We start from the raw sequence: 15,385 nt of genomic DNA on the forward strand, positions 1-15,385 counted from the left end.
GATATTGCTGTTTACGCTGCTTGATTGAATTAAAAATGGATAAAGTCGAGCTAAGGTAGCATAGGCGTGCTACCTTACTAAAAACGAATGTTAACCTTCTTTGATCGCAATCGCTGCTTGATAGCGACCTAGTGCGATTAAAGGAAAGTATTGTTGATACAGATGATACTTGAGATAAAAATGGCAAGGGAAACCAGTACCTGTAAAGTCTGCCTCAAACCAAGTACCATCTGGCTTTTGAGTTGCCACCAAATATCCAATTCCCCGCTCGATCGCATCAAGAGCTAATTTACCTGTTGCTTCACCTGCTGCCAAAAGACCAATTAAAGCCCAAGCCGTTTGAGATGCAGTACTATTTCCTTTGCCTTTGAGACTGGGATCGTTGTAACTACGGCAAGTCTCGCCCCAACCACCATCTGGGTTTTGACATCCAACTAACCAAGCTGCTCCCCGTTCTATACTGAGTTTGTGTCTTTGAGGATCGATTAACGCCAAAGCTGACAAAACGCCACTGGTGCCGTAAATATAATTTACACCCCAACGACCAAACCAACAGCCTTCGGTTTCTTGTTCGCGCAAAAGATAAGTAAGCGATCGCTCCAAATTTTCACTATCAATTGACAAATCACAAGCACCCAGCATTTCTAGTACTCTAGCCGTAACATCTGCGGTGTTTGGATCGATCATGGCTTTCAAATCGCCATAAGGGATGGAATTAAGCCAATCTTGATCGTTATCCAAATCAAAAGCAGCCCACCCGCCTGGTTTACATTGCATAGATGCAATCCAGTTTAAGGCACGAGCGATCGCAGCCTGCTTGATTTCTTCATTGGGGAGTTTCGCTAAATGTAGTGCCATCACCACCACCGCCGAGTCGTCTACATCGGGATAAAAGCGATTCTCAAACTCAAAAGCCCAAGCCCCTGGTTTTCCTTGGCGATTTTTTACAGCCCAATCTCCGTAATCTAAAATTTGTTTTTGCAACAACCATTCGCCAGCTTTTACCACGACAGGATGATCTGGTGCAAAGCCAGATTCTATCAAAGCACGCATCGCCCAAGCTGTATCCCAGACGGGTGAAACACAAGGCTGAACTCGATAACTATCCTCTGTTTCAATGGCAAAGTTATCAATTGCTTGCAAACCTCGTTCCACAATGGGATCGCTTCGGTCATAATCCAGACAGCGCAAAGCTAGCATTGAATTCAACATCGCTGGAATAATGCCGCCCCAGTCGCCTGTAGCTTCTTGGCGCTCTAAAATCCATTTTTCGGCGGCTTTGATGCCTTCTTCACGAAAGGGTACTAAATTAAGGCTTTCTGCCAACTTAAACCCTTGATCGAGAGTGAGGAATAAATCCGTCCAATCGCCACTTTCAGGTAATTCCCACTGGACTCGATCGATACCTTCAGCGTATAGCTCATCTAGGTTGATAGCTGAGTCGGTGAGAAAAACAGGTTTGCGATCGCATACAATCAGTAATGGTACTGTACTAGAACGTGCCCAGCTAGACATCTCGTAGATATTGACAGGGAAAGCTTTCGGCAACAGCATTATCCAAGGTGGTAGCGAGGGAATACCGCGCCAGTTGTAGCAGCCAATCAAGGCTAGGTGCAACTTGGTAAAAATCCGAGTTTTGCCGATCCCACCCCGTTGAAGAATAAAAGCTTGCGCCCGAATCATCGCCGGATCGGTTGCTGGTACACCTAGCAATCTTAGAGCCATGTAGGCTTCAACCGAAGTGCTAAGTTCTCCGCCATCACCGTAGTAAAGTTCCCAGCCGCCATGCTCTCGTTGCTGTTGACGCAAATATGTTTCAACTTTGTGTAAAGGTCTGGTTTGGTCTGTTCCCCAAATTTTATGCAGGAGGACGACTTCAGCAGTGATGGTGACATTAGACTCCAACTCTGCCCACCAGTAACCTGCGGGATTTTGAATTGAAAGCAGATATTCTTGGCTAGCTGCGATCGCATCTGCAACTTTATTGACTTTTACCCTGTCTTGTGTTTGCATGAAAAACTATTTAACCTCAACACCCAACACTAGATATGAACGCGGTATTACAGCAAAAAAATTTTTTTTCCTCTATCAATAGACATAGTATTCTGTCTGAGTCACTGATAATTTGCAATAGGTCATGAATGTAATTGTATTAGGATTGATGCTCTTATCGTTGACAATTTGGTTAGTATTACTGGGTTTTTGGGGACAGTTTTGGCGAACAGACCAGCAATTAGAGTTTACAGAAACTCAGCTAGAATCGTTACCTGTGGTTTGTGCGGTCGTTCCAGCGCGTAACGAAGCTGAATTAATACCAACTAGTTTGCGATCGCTCCTACTCCAAGATTATCCTGGTTCTTTCAACGTGTTTTTGGTAGACGATCGCAGCACAGACCGGACAGCAAACTTTGCCGAAGGAGTTGCACACGCTGTTGGGAAACCTCAGCAATTGCATATTATTTCTGGCGCCTCACTACCTCCTGGTTGGTCGGGTAAACTTTGGGCAGTTGAGCAAGGTATAAAAAGTGCGAGTTTATTAGCACCTGACTATTTTTTGCTGACTGACGCAGATATCGAACACGATCCTGGTAATCTCCGCCGACTCGTGAAGAAAGCTGTGCAGGAAGATTTAGACTTGGTTTCGGTAATGGTGCGACTCAGGTGTGAGAGCTTTTGGGAAAAACTTTTGATTCCAGCTTTCGTCTTTTTCTTTCAAAAACTCTATCCTTTTCGCTGGGTGAATAATCCCAACAATCCCACAGCCGCCGCCGCCGGGGGATCTATTTTGATTCGTAGAGAAGCTTTAGAGCGAATCGGGGGAATTAAAGTGATTCGTCAAGCTTTAATTGACGATTGCGCCCTGGCTAAAGCTGTTAAGAAGAGTGGGGGACAAGGGGACAAGGGGACAAGGGGACAAGGGGACAGGAAGATTAACTCAATGCCCAGTCAAGGTCGTATCTGGCTGGGATTGAGTGGCTTGACTCGAAGCTTGCGCCCTTATGACTCGCTAGCGACGATTTGGGATATGGTTGCTCGTACTGCCTATACCCAACTGAATTATTCACCATTAATATTATTGGGAACTTTGGTGGGAATGCCTCTAATTTATTTAGCTCCACCTGTATGTGTGATTCTGGGTGCAGTTTTGAGTAATTGGGCGATCGCACTTACAGGTATATTAGGATGGCTATTAATGACTTTCGCTTACTACCCGACGATCCGCTTTTATAAATGTTCTCCGTGGTTCGCGTTGAGTTTACCTGCGATCGCTTTTCTTTATACTTTAATGACTCTAGACTCAGCACTCCGTCATTGGCAAGGGCGCGGCGGCGCTTGGAAAGGAAGAGTTTATCACAGCCCAGATAATTTATAGCTGGGATAAAATTAGATTTAAAAATTTGAATCAAGATGCAAAAGACCTTATTCAAAATAAGATAGCTTTACGTGTTGATAATAAAAACAAGCCAATTGATTCACCTCTTAAATCATCTTTACTGGCTGAAACTTCAATGACTGATCATCTGCTAGATTCAGGGATTTCTGTAGTATAGACCTTGGATGATCTCACCATCTGGAAACGAGGTTTCCAAGAAGAGAGCGCCTCTGCTACTGGGAAAGAGCATTCCAGTTTGTTCCAAGGGTGGAATACCCAGTTTCTTGGCTCCCCGGAAATCAGTATTGGTCAGGATAGTCCAATCCAAATTAATCCCAGCGAACTCAACATCAGTCAAAGTAGCACTGTCCAAAACAGCCCCCGTAAAATTAGCATTGGTCAAGTTAGCGCCATCCAAGGAAGAGCAAGCCAAATTAGCACATCTCAGGTTACCGCTGGTCAAATTGGCATTAGACAAAATTGCCCCTCTCAAATCGACACCTCGCAAATTGGTGTAACTCAAATTGGCACGCATCAACCTAGCATCCTCAAGATTGGCACCGATCAAGTCAGCCCCTTCCAAGTTGGCATCCTCCAGAAAAATATATGCCAAATTAGCTTCTCTCAAACTAGCTCTAGCCAAATTAGCTCCCCTCAACTTGGCTTCACTCAAATTAGCTCTAACCAAGTTAGCTCCTTCCAAGTCAACCCCACTAAAATCTCTCTCCCCAGCAGCATATCGCTGGAGCAACTCCTGAGCAGTTATCCTCATCTATAGACCTCCGCAATAAATTCTGGAATGAACTATATTTCAATTTCAGTAACATTAACATTTCTTAAGTTTACTCAATTCCCTATTGCTCTGGGAGCAAAATTGGACTTGATCTTATATCTACGGGTACTGTCCTTGACTTATCAATACTTGTCGAGAAAGCACCCGATTGGGAACATTAAATTGAAGTAACCTTGCAGTCCCTTGACCAATCTGAGTTTTTCCTTCTATCCTGGCCTTCTCAAGATAAAAATGTTCATCCCAGACCAGGCGGCGGGGATTAAACAATGGGACAATTTCTTGAGTAAATTGGTCTATAGTAGCGAAATCAGAGCCTTTATGACGGTTACAGGATAAACATGAAAGTGCCAAATTCTCAGCAGTAGTTTCACCCCCATGTTTGACAGCAATAATATGGTCTACTTCATGGGTATAAATAGAAAAGTTTTGATGGATTTGGCAATATTCACAGCGTGCTGAAGCTCTCTGGAACACTAACCTACGGAGTTCTACAGAAATCGAATTAGAAGTCATGTTAGCTGATTGCAGAATAAGCTCGTGCTTTTAATAAAATCATCATCTGCTCTAGCTGCTCGTAAACATCTAATTCTGCTAATTCCATTTGATCGAGTGTTGCAGAGCGATTTTTTTCTAGTAATTCTTGTAGGCGTGTTTGAGATTGAAATGAAACTTTAAAATTAATAATTTCTTCTGGTTTTGGCCCCTTAATCAAAAAATCAATAACTTCTTGATAAACTGCTGGAATATTTGTAGTCTCAGGACTAACTGTTGGCTGAATATTTGTTGGTAGATTAACAACGTCTAGTAATCGCCAAAGCAATTCGGGTAAGCGATTTTGCAGAGGTTCTAAACGTTGAGCTAGTTCATCGGGAATTTGAATAGTGAATTCTGCCATTGGTGCTTTTGTTGCGATTTTGCACTTTTAAGAATATGTGTTGTATCCTAATTATAGCTTTCAAACCTACCTCTGCATCAGATGCTATTGCCTCAATTAGGGCATCACACCCCAATACTTAGCGGCAGATAGATTTTTTTAGATCGCCCGCTTTATATTTCGTCATTGATTTGTCCTTCTCAAATACCATGGCGTGATATAAGGCGTGAAAGCTAAAATTAAAGTAAGCCAAAAGTGGTTGATTAAAAGAATTATGACAACCGCAACACCAACAAATAATCCTGTTATTGTCCCTAAAAAGCTGCCTTTTTTGGAATCAATTTGTTGGCAAACTGCTGATGTATATCGGTTTACTCCAGAAGAAATGCTGAGTCGCTACGAGCGTGGTTGGCAATATCGCAACCTATTTAATAATCTTGAGGGTGAAGAACTCAATTTTCTTCAGGAACTCGCCAGACGCTATAAATCCTGGTTGCAAGTTTATTTATGACCTCCAGATTTGAACATAATATATAAAATTCTCACAGTTCTTGAATCCTTAGATTCGGACATACTATCGATCTAGCAGTTCTCAGGCTGCGATCGCCAATACCTCAAGTATCAATTGAGAAGGCTGAAAAAGCTTATCAGGTTATGCGCCCTTTGAAAAGAGCGATCGCCCCATACCCCATACCCCATACCCCATACCCCATACCCCATACCCCATGCCCCATGCCCCATGCCCAATACCCCTAAATCCTTGAAACTGTTTGTTTAGTACTGGCAGATTCAACAGGTAATGGTTGAGCAGCTTTCAATACCACATCCAATAACCCTGGAAACAGCACCTCTAAATCTTCACGCCGCAGGATGTTAATATGGTGTGTCCCTTCTTTGCGTGTCAAGACTATCCCCGACTCCCGCAAAATCTTGAAGTGGTTGGACATAGTTGATTTGGCGATCGCAAAATCAAACTTCGCACAGCATTGTTCCCCCTCACTCGCTAACAGCCGCACAATCTCTAGCCGCACCGGATCGCCCAATGCATACAACACGCCTGGTAAAGAAATATTTTTTCTATCTGGATGATAAAGGAATCTCATAGTTGCATTATCTCATCAGGTGGCATATATTTTTATTATTCGATATTATCGAATTATAGAATTAAGTAGGAAGGCAATTTATGTCATCCATTACAAACGTCACAGAAGCCACATTCAAGCAAGAAGTCTTGGAAAGTGAAATTCCGGTATTAGTAGACTTTTGGGCACCGTGGTGCGGCCCTTGCCGGATGGTGGGCCCAGTCGTCGATGAAGTTGCTGTTGAATACGAAGGACAGGTGAAATTTGTGAAGTTGAACACAGATCAAAATCCTACTGTCGCTAGCCACTATGGAATTCGCAGCATTCCGACATTGATGGTTTTTAAAGGAGGTCGCCAGGTTGATACTGTCGTCGGGGCGGTTCCAAAAACTACCTTGAATAAGACCTTAGCACAGCATCTTTAATTTAAGTTAAGGGGATTAGGGACTGGGGACTGGGGACTGGGGACTGGGGACTGAGGATTGGGGAGAGACTTGTTGAATATTCTTTGTCCCCCTTCCTTGTTCTTCTAAAGTTCTGAGCGCCGACTTCCGGCGCTTAGACCTTTGTGCTTGTCCCCCTCGCATTCTCCCCAGTCCCCAGTACCCAATCCCCAATCCCAGATCATTTTGTTTCAAATAACGGGGAAAGAGCGAAATGGACTTGAAATTGCATGGTAAATCCGCACTGGTCAGTGGCTCAACCGCAGGTATTGGTTTGGCCATCGCTCTTGGGCTAGCTCAAGAGGGTGCATCAGTAATTGTCAACGGTCGGTCTGAAGAACGAGTAGCTCAAGCGATCGCTAAAATTAAGCATTCTACACCCGACGCAAAAGTTTCTGGTGTTGTTGCTGACACAGCCACCGCATCAGGGATAGAGAAACTCATTCAAGAGGTTCCTCACGTTGATATACTCATAAACAATGTGGGTATTTATGAGCCAAAAACCTTCTTTGATATTACTGATGAAGACTGGTTAAAAATATTTGAGGTTAACGTTCTCAGTGGAGTTCGTTTGAGTCGGCAATATCTGCAAAAGCAGCTAGAGCAAAACTGGGGGCGGATAATTTTTATCTCCAGCGAATCTGCTATTCAGATCCCAGTGGAAATGATTCACTACGGCACAACTAAGACGGCACAACTTGCCATTGCCAGAGGTTTAGCCGAAATGACTGTGGGGACTGGAGTTACAGTAAACTCCGTCCTCCCAGGGCCAACTCGTTCCGAAGGAGTTGAAGATTTTATCACCAACCTGGCACAGGAACGCGGTATTACTCGCGCTGACGTTGAGGCGGAGTTTTTTCAAAATGTGCGTCCAAGTTCCTTAATCAAACGCTTTGCAACTAATGAAGAAGTAGCAGCGATCGTAGTTTACCTTTCTAGTCCCGTAGCATCGGCAACTAATGGTGCAGCTTTGCGGGTAGATGGTGGCGTTATTCGATCGATTGTTTAGTGTGTGGGATTAGGGACTGGGGACTGGGGAATGGGGACTGGGGAAGAGTTACCAATGCCCAATGCCCAATGCCCAATGCCCAATGTCCAATGACTAAAATAATTTGGAGATATAACCAATGACTACTGAGATCGACTTATTCTCTCCTTACCAATTAGGAAATCTGGAACTACCTAACCGGATAGTGATGGCACCCTTAACCCGAAACCGGGCAGGTGAAGGAAACGTACCACATCAATTAAATGCTACTTACTACGTCCAACGTGCTTCCGCCGGACTGATTATTTCTGAAGCAACACAGGTAACTCCTGAAGGACAGGGCTATCCCGCGACACCAGGAATTCATTCACCAGAACAGGTAGAGGGATGGAAGTTAGTAACCGATGCCGTACATCAGCACGGCGGCAGAATTTTTCTGCAACTATGGCACGTAGGCAGGATTTCTCACCCTGATTTACAACCGAATGGAGTTTTACCTGTGGCACCTTCTGCTATTGCTCCTAAAGGTGATGCCTCAACTTATCAGGGGCCAAAACCCTTTGTTACTCCCCGTGCTTTAGAAACTTCGGAAATACCCCAGATAGTCGAACAGTACCGTCAAGGAGCCGCAAATGCCTTAGCGGCTGGGTTTGATGGCGTGGAAATTCACGCAGCTAATGGTTATTTAATAGATCAGTTTCTCCGAGATGGCACGAATCAACGCACAGATAAATACGGGGGTTCGATTGAGAATCGCGCCCGATTTCTGTTAGAAGTGACAGAGGCGGTAACTTGTGTGTGGGATTCTAATCGAGTTGGGGTGCGTTTCTCTCCCAGTGGGACTTTTAACGATATGCATGACTCCAATCCCCTGGAGACATTTGGTTATGCGGCTCAAGCCTTGAACCAGTTTAATTTGGCATATCTGCATATTTATGAGGCAACAGAAGCAGATATTAGACATGGCGGGATAACTGTACCCACTAGCCATATACGCGATCGCTTTACAGGTACACTGATCGTCAATGGTGGTTATACCCGTGAAAAAGGCGATGCAGTACTGGCAAATAAAGCAGCAGATTTAGTTGCCTTTGGCACATTATTTATATCAAATCCCGATTTACCCCGACGCTTGGCTTTGAATGCACCACTAAATGAACCAAATCAAGCAAGCTTTTATGGCGGCGGTGAAGAAGGATATACAGACTATCCATTTTGGTCGCCTGCTAACGAGCAGATGGTCAATGCCTAATTCCAATTCGTAATTCGTAATTAAGAAAGTCAGGTAGGGTCAGGGTTTCGGGGTTTGAATCTGTTGCCAGATTTTAGAGAATTGGTATAATTCTTCTCATCTAAATAATTAAAACCCACTTTCTGCACTCTAAAGTATCAAATCAAACTGAGGATTTTTAGATTTTTCCCAGATACAACATCAGTAAAATGATTGTAAAAATTGGTTGTGAACTATGAAAGATACTTTAGATGCAGCAAAAATCAAAGAACGCGTTAACGATTGGCTAGCTGCGTTTAGTCCAGGCAACAAATCCTTTGATTTTTCTCTTTTAGACAATCTCTACTGGCAAGATGAACAATTCCTCGCCTTCGATACCCTCTCACCCCAGACCACTCGAATTCAAGGATGGCAATCCTACGAGGAAATATGGAAGCCGTTCATGACAGCAATAACCCAGTGGCAAGTTAAATCAGTTGGGGATATTCAGATATTTCCAGGTGATAACATTACCGTCTCTGCTTTGATCTTCCACAGTACAGCAACCACCATAGGGAATGAGGCGGTTGGAATTACGGCTCATGCGACACTTGTATGGGAAAAGCGAGAGGGACAATGGCGCATTATCCACGAGCATATCTCTAACCCAGTTAACATTGCCAATTAGAGAGGAACATATTTGGATTGTCCTGCTCTTTAGAGCTTTTAATCACTTGAGATATAAAATCCGAAACCCTCTTATAATCCAACTATCAGGAGAATATCATGAGTTCCATCATCCAAACCCAACCTTTAGATGTACCCAGTGCGATCGCTCAACGTCGTTCTATCAAAACTTTTAAAACAGACCCCATCGCCCCAGAACTGCTCAAGCAACTGGTAGAGTTAACCGTGGCTGCACCCAGCAGCTATAATCTCCAGGACTGGCAAATTATTCTTGTGCAAGATGAAGCGCAAAAGGCAGCACTGTCAGCAGCATCTTTTAATCAACAGCAAATTGTTCAAGCACCTGTAACCTTCGTTTTTGCCGCCGATCCTAACGCAGGCGAAAAAAACTTGGCCCCAATTATAGAGCAAGGACTGGAAACTGGGGCATGGAATGAAGGCACAGTAAACTACTTTAAAACCGCCGTTCCGCAATTTCAAGCAACGCTAGGCGAGAAGCGACGCGAATATGCGATCAAAGATGCGATCATTGCCGCTACCCATTTGGTGCTAGCGGCAGAAAGTCTAGGATTGTCCACTTGTTTTATGAACGGTTGGATTGAGGATCGAGTAAAACAAGTGATTGGTGCAGGAGATAATCCAGATTTAGCGATCGCTGTTTTAGTTCCTGTGGGTTATGCAGCCGAACCACGCTTAAATCCAGGTCGTTTGCCATTCTCTTCTAACGTGTCTGTAGACAGAATTGGCAACCCTTATGCAGGGTAGTTCTCTCTAAATTGGCAATGGAAAATGGGGAATAGAGAATGAGTCTTTGATACTCGCCGACGAGTGTTTGATACTCATGAATGAGTCTTTAATACTCGCCGACGAGTCTTTGATACTCGCCGACGAGTGTTTGATACTCATGAATGAGTCTTTAATACTCGCCGACGAGTCTTTTATACTCGCCAACGAGTCTTTTATACTCGCCAACGAGTCTTTTATACTCGTGAATGAGTCTTTTATACTCGCCGACGAGTCTTTTATACTCGTGAATGAGTCTTTTATACTCGCCGACGAGTCTTTGATACTCGTGAATGAGTCTTTGAACTCCACTCCCCTGCTCCCCTGCCCCCTGCTCCCTGCTCCCCACTCCCCCCTCCAAACCATGTCCTTACCCTCCTTCCTAGCGCGTCGTTCGTTCCACTATGCTTGGATCGTCGCGGGTTTAACATTCCTAGCCTTGCTGGTGGCAGCCGGAATCCGCTCTGCTCCTGGAGTTTTTATAGTGCCTCTCGAACAAGAGTTTGGCTGGAGTAGAGCGACTATATCTTTGGCAATCTCCATTAACTTAGTACTTTACGGATTAATTGGCCCTTTTGCTGCCACAGTTATGGAGCGAATCGGCATTCGTCGGATGATGGTATTCTCACTTGCCATCATCGCGCTTGGTGTCGGTTTAACCACTTTGATGTCAGCTTCTTGGCAACTAGTTTTGCTGTGGGGTGTAGTTGTCGGTTCTGGTAGCGGAGTTATTGCCCTGGTTTTGGGTGCTATTGTCGTCAATCGCTGGTTTTTGGAAAAGCGGGGTCTAGTTCTGGGCATCTTAACCGCCAGTACAGCTACGGGGCAACTAGTGTTTCTGCCGATGTTGGCCTCAGTAGCCGATCGCTTTGGCTGGCGAACTGCGGCTCTGGCTCTGACTGGTGCAGCACTTCTAATTATTCCAGCGATCGCAGTCTTTATGCGCGATCGCCCGGCGGATGTTGGTTTGCGAGCCTTTGGCGACAACAGCGAAACTGTAGAAGTGTTACAGCCTAGAGCAAATTCCATTGCCTCCACCCTTAACGCCCTTTGGCTGGGAATGCGTAATCGAGACTTCTGGCTGTTATTCGGTAGCTTTTTTATCTGTGGCGCAAGTACAAATGGGTTAATTGGAACTCATCTAATTCCTGCTTGTATTGACCACGGTATCCCTGAAGTCAATGCTGCTGGGCTTTTGGCAATTATGGGACTATTCGATTTTTTTGGAACTACTATGTCCGGTTGGCTATCTGACCGTTGGAATAATCGCTACTTATTGTTTTGGTACTACGGACTGCGGGGTTTATCTTTGATTTTCTTGCCCTTCAGTTTCAACTTTTCCTTCTATGGACTTTCCATTTTTGCCGTCTTCTATGGACTTGATTGGATTGCCACCGTACCACCAACAGTCCGTCTTGTTGCCAACGCCTTCGGTAAAGAAAATGTCGGCGTGATGTTCGGTTGGATTGTCGCCGGACACCAGGTTGGTGCAGCGACAGCTGCATTCGGAGCCGGAGTCTTGAGAACTTGGACGGGTAGTTATTTACAAGCGTTTATTTTATCAGGCGTTCTCTGTCTGATTGCCGCAGTTTGTGTACTGCAAATTGGTCAAACTCCCACTAAGGATAATTATCTCGTAGAAAAGAATTCGTAGAGTGTGCGTAAGTATTAGGATACAGCAACATTTTTGAGGATAGTCATCGGCCCTTGGGTTTTGAGAATCTCCATTTCTGCTGCGTTTCGCACCAGCAGCGCACCAGCGAATCCTAATGAATTCACAGAGATAGATTGGAAATGCTCTTGCGATCGCGGTACGATTAACATCCATTCTCGTGTCGCTAACAAATTGTAAGCACCAGATTGCTTGTCATCTAAACCGACAGCGTGACGCAAAGTGTGATAAAGTTCCAATGTTGCTTGACCCCCTGCCAATGGCGATCGCACCCAATTAGAATTTAATGGTGCGAAAGCGTGTACAAAAGGAAGTTTTGCTGAAGGTGGGTTCGATTGAAATTGTGCTGATGTTAGTAAAGTTTCAATCGGTATTTGCAACCCTGAAGGGGCAAGTGGTAGAGGTACTAATTGTAAGTGCTTGTGTCGCTGACTAGCACCTGCGGTTTTGCTACTGTTGTAAAATGCTAAACCATCGAAATCAGCCAAACACGCCCACATAGCCGTAAAATCTTCCAGGGTGAGTAAGCTTTCTTGTTCCTCGAAACCACGGGTGATGATTAGCAGATGATAATCTACAACATTGAATTTATTTAAAATACATACATGGGTATCGGAGATATCCGCCACAAATAAATCCTCTTCGTAGGGCAAAAAAGGATTAAACTCTACACCAGAAGTAACAGATTGTTTTCCCTGTTTATCCTTCGCTGCTTTTTTGCGATTCAGGTTAGACAAAATCCGTACCAAAAAGCGCACGCCATCCTGTTCAACAAATTCAAATTCTGTTGGAATCGAGAGTAGCGCCCCGCATTGCAAAGCATATTCAGTTCGTTCTTTAACACTTGTCCATAAAGTGTCAGGTTTAAGTAAAATTTTCCCCTGTGCCATTTTCATTCCTTCAGGCATGATCAAGAGTGCTGAGTTCTGAGTGCTGAGTTCTGAGTTTAAAAACCGCCCACAAGGGGCCTTGCTCAAACCCAAGTACATAAATACTGAGTAATTCTTCATTTAACGTGAGTTCGATGAACCTCTCCCGGACAACCTCACTCTCCCACGGGGAAAGGGAGGAGCAACGAGAAATTAGGGTTTTGGCTCCCCTCTCCGACACGGAGAGGGCTTGTCTCACATTAATTTACTCAGCACGCGCTAAACGCCCCGCTTCCGCTAACAGCACTCAGCACTGAGATTGGTAAAGAGTACGCAGCGATGTAGGTCTCTACGAATGACTATATTCCAATACGGTTCAATAAAATACCAAAGCTTTCACAACAACGCAATACCTTTGCAACAAAACTGTCATAAATCATATCTACATTAGTAATACATCTAAATATCCTTCCAGACAGCAATGCAAAACGAATCTCGCGACAGAGAACACCCATCAAATAGCATTTTACATAACACTGCTGATGCCAAATATTATCAACCCTGGCGAAAAGCTGCCGCCTCTCTATCGCTGGTGCTGCTGGGATCGGGGATGACATTGGCAGGCGGTTATATAGCTGGACACTCTCAGCAGGTGTCTGAAAATGCATCTAATTTGGCAGTAAGTCGAGTAAATGCTGCTCCTCCAATACCAGCAGGCACAGATCCTAACTTTGTTACCCAGGTGGTGCAAAAGGTAGGGCCTGCTGTAGTGCGAATTGACTCTTCCCGAACCGTAAAAACCCAGTTACCAGATGAATTTAACGATCCACTCTTCCAACGCTTTTTTGGTTCTCAAATACCGCAACAACAGGATCGCGTAGAACGGGGTACAGGTTCAGGTTTTATTATTAGTGCCGATGGTCGTATTCTTACCAACGCTCACGTAGTTGATGGTGCTGATACCGTAACAGTAACACTCAAGGATGGGCGTAGCTTTAAAGGAAAAGTGTTAGGAAAAGACGAGTTGACCGATGTTGCTGTTGTGAAGATTCAGGCAGATAATCTTCCGTTAGTAGCCTTGGGTAACTCAGATCAACTACAACCCGGAGAATGGGCGATCGCGATCGGCAATCCCCTTGGGTTAGATAATACAGTAACTACCGGAATCATTAGTGCCACCGGACGCAGTAGCAATCTCATCGGCGCTCCCGATAAGCGAGTAGAGTATATTCAAACCGACGCTGCAATTAATCCCGGTAACTCCGGCGGGCCTTTGCTAAATTCTCGCGGTCAGGTAATTGCCATGAATACTGCCATTATTCAAGGGGCACAAGGATTAGGCTTTGCTATTCCTATCAACACAGCACAACACATTTCCAGTCAACTAATAGCTACAGGTAAAGTACAACATCCTTACTTGGGAATTCAGATGGTGGGGTTAACACCTCAGCTAAAACAAAATATCAACTCAGATCCTAACAGCGGTTTGAGTGTGAATGAAGATAAAGGTGTATTGGTTGTAAAAGTTGTACCAAATTCACCAGCCGCTAAAGCAGGGATACGTGCTGGTGATGTGATTCAAACCCTTGGAGGTCAAGCAGTCACAGATGCCAGCAGTGTCCAAAAGGCAGTAGAAAATAGCCAAGTCGGCAGCGATTTACGTATGGAATTACGTCGCAATGGGCAGAATCTTAACATAGCTGTGCAACCTGGTGCTTTCCCCACCCAAGTGCAATAAAAGGCGTTGCAGAACAGAGGGATGAATTTAGGCAGGCAGGGGAGGCAGGGGGTGCTGGCGTTGCAGGGGGGGAGATTTTATAACTTGCGAAATCATCCCGCAATTATGCAACGCCCAATAAAAGTTTTGCGATCGTTTTCTATCAATTGAATATAACAACAGCCAAAAAGGTTAGGACATTAACAGATGATAAAATTTAGACACAAAAAGGCTTTTCACCCAGTCCCCAGTCCCTTGCTATAAAAGTGAATTTTCTGGGATAGGTATTTTACCCGTCCCTTTTTTTCAGGTGGCAAAATTGAATTGCAGTAACCGTATTGCCGTCAGATAGGCACTGCCCCAAATATCAAAATCGGAGTTTTCAGTATTAATAGTTCTACCTTGTAAAAATCGTTTTATTCAATAGCCAGTCATCTTTACAATTTTTATCCATGACATTAGTCACGATTCAAAAGTTAACGTGAGTTCGACAAGCCTTTTTTTGACCTCTCCCCCAACCCCTCTCCGACACGGAGAGGGGAGCCAAAACCCTAATTTCTCGTTGCTCCTCCCTTTCCCTGTGGGAGAGGGAGGTTGTCCGGGAGAGGTTCATCGAACTCACGTTTAGTTTAGTTAGTGTTTAAAAATCCCCTTTAGAATATTTGTAATATGATGTCCGGGTAATTACAGCAATTTTCAGGTAAATGAACCACAAATAGACCTCTCTCCTCGTAGGAGAGAGGCTTTGATTTTCTCCCCTTCCCTTGTAGGGAAGGGGCTGGGGGTTAGGTCTGATAATTGTGGTCTAAATACATGAAAACTGCTGTAACCATAATAACCGGAACCCCACCCCGCAAAAGCTGCGCTTTAGCTCCCCTCCCCGCAAGCGGGGAG

At 44.5% G+C, this 15,385-nt stretch carries 15 protein-coding genes; 9 read left to right on the top strand and 6 right to left on the bottom strand.

From position 1 onward, the window contains the following. Positions 1-90 precede the first annotated feature (90 nt). On the bottom strand, positions 91-2,013 hold the full coding sequence (gene shc / locus RMY64_RS29945) for a squalene--hopene cyclase (RefSeq protein WP_322701909.1): 1,923 nt from the start codon (positions 2,011-2,013) through the stop codon (positions 91-93). 124 nt (positions 2,014-2,137) lie between these two features. Here shc and RMY64_RS29950 point away from each other — a divergent pair, with 124 nt between their 5' ends. Continuing rightward, a complete protein-coding gene (locus RMY64_RS29950) occupies positions 2,138-3,373 on the top strand; it encodes a glycosyltransferase (RefSeq protein ID WP_322701910.1) in 1,236 nt (411 codons plus the stop codon). 157 nt (positions 3,374-3,530) lie between these two features. Here the strand turns inward: RMY64_RS29950 and RMY64_RS29955 are convergent, their stop codons facing one another. The 3 genes from RMY64_RS29955 to RMY64_RS29965 all read right to left on the bottom strand — a co-directional run bounded on the left by RMY64_RS29955 (position 3,531) and on the right by RMY64_RS29965 (position 5,061). Next, complete coding sequence (locus RMY64_RS29955; protein ID WP_322675015.1) at positions 3,531-4,145, bottom strand: pentapeptide repeat-containing protein; 615 nt, start codon at positions 4,143-4,145, stop codon at positions 3,531-3,533. Positions 4,146-4,265: 120 nt separating this feature from the next. Further along, positions 4,266-4,679, bottom strand: a complete 414-nt coding sequence (locus RMY64_RS29960) for an HNH endonuclease signature motif containing protein (RefSeq protein WP_322675014.1) — start codon at positions 4,677-4,679, stop codon at positions 4,266-4,268. Position 4,680: 1 nt separating this feature from the next. Beyond that, positions 4,681-5,061 (bottom strand): hypothetical protein, encoded by a 381-nt coding sequence (locus RMY64_RS29965; protein WP_322675013.1) that lies wholly within the window; start codon positions 5,059-5,061, stop codon positions 4,681-4,683. Between the two features lie 253 nt (positions 5,062-5,314). On the opposite strand from RMY64_RS29965, the gene RMY64_RS29970 reads away from it, so the two are divergent. Further along, entirely contained in the window at positions 5,315-5,551 is a 237-nt protein-coding gene (locus RMY64_RS29970; RefSeq protein WP_322675012.1) for a hypothetical protein, read from the top strand. 241 nt (positions 5,552-5,792) lie between these two features. On the opposite strand, the gene RMY64_RS29975 is transcribed toward RMY64_RS29970, so the two are convergent. Beyond that, positions 5,793-6,143, bottom strand: coding sequence for a helix-turn-helix transcriptional regulator (locus tag RMY64_RS29975; protein ID WP_322675011.1), 351 nt, complete (start codon positions 6,141-6,143; stop codon positions 5,793-5,795). 80 nt (positions 6,144-6,223) lie between these two features. Between RMY64_RS29975 and trxA the strand changes: the two genes are divergently transcribed. The 6 genes from trxA (at position 6,224) to RMY64_RS30005 (ending at position 11,887) form a co-directional block, all read left to right on the top strand. Then, the gene (trxA, locus tag RMY64_RS29980; RefSeq protein ID WP_292829099.1) at positions 6,224-6,547 is read left to right on the top strand and encodes a thioredoxin; all 324 of its coding nucleotides are present in this window, start codon (positions 6,224-6,226) and stop codon (positions 6,545-6,547) included. A gap of 232 nt (positions 6,548-6,779) precedes the next feature. Then, positions 6,780-7,574: an SDR family NAD(P)-dependent oxidoreductase gene (locus RMY64_RS29985; RefSeq protein WP_322689702.1), complete on the top strand. Its 795-nt coding sequence runs from the start codon at positions 6,780-6,782 to the stop codon at positions 7,572-7,574. 118 nt (positions 7,575-7,692) lie between these two features. Beyond that, positions 7,693-8,805 carry an alkene reductase gene (locus RMY64_RS29990; RefSeq protein WP_322701911.1) on the top strand — a complete coding sequence of 371 codons (1,113 nt, stop codon included), beginning with the start codon at positions 7,693-7,695 and terminating at the stop codon, positions 8,803-8,805. A gap of 214 nt (positions 8,806-9,019) precedes the next feature. Beyond that, a complete protein-coding gene (locus RMY64_RS29995; RefSeq protein ID WP_322684230.1) occupies positions 9,020-9,451 on the top strand; it encodes a YybH family protein in 432 nt (143 codons plus the stop codon). A 98-nt stretch (positions 9,452-9,549) separates the two neighbouring features. Further along, a complete protein-coding gene (locus RMY64_RS30000; protein WP_322684231.1) occupies positions 9,550-10,215 on the top strand; it encodes a nitroreductase family protein in 666 nt (221 codons plus the stop codon). A gap of 76 nt (positions 10,216-10,291) precedes the next feature. Next, positions 10,292-11,887 carry an MFS transporter gene (locus tag RMY64_RS30005; RefSeq protein WP_322701912.1) on the top strand — a complete coding sequence of 532 codons (1,596 nt, stop codon included), beginning with the start codon at positions 10,292-10,294 and terminating at the stop codon, positions 11,885-11,887. Between the two features lie 14 nt (positions 11,888-11,901). Here RMY64_RS30005 and RMY64_RS30010 read toward each other — a convergent pair whose 3' ends face one another. Further along, entirely contained in the window at positions 11,902-12,795 is an 894-nt protein-coding gene (locus tag RMY64_RS30010; RefSeq protein WP_322684269.1) for a phosphorylase, read from the bottom strand. Positions 12,796-13,255: 460 nt separating this feature from the next. Between RMY64_RS30010 and RMY64_RS30015 the strand changes: the two genes are divergently transcribed. Continuing rightward, positions 13,256-14,512 carry an HhoA/HhoB/HtrA family serine endopeptidase gene (locus RMY64_RS30015; RefSeq protein WP_322684233.1) on the top strand — a complete coding sequence of 419 codons (1,257 nt, stop codon included), beginning with the start codon at positions 13,256-13,258 and terminating at the stop codon, positions 14,510-14,512. The last annotated feature ends 873 nt before the right edge of the window (positions 14,513-15,385 follow it).

Origin of the sequence: Nostoc sp. DedQUE08, from assembly GCF_034530895.1 — a bacterium.
Classification (GTDB): Bacteria; Cyanobacteriota; Cyanobacteriia; order Cyanobacteriales; family Nostocaceae; genus Nostoc.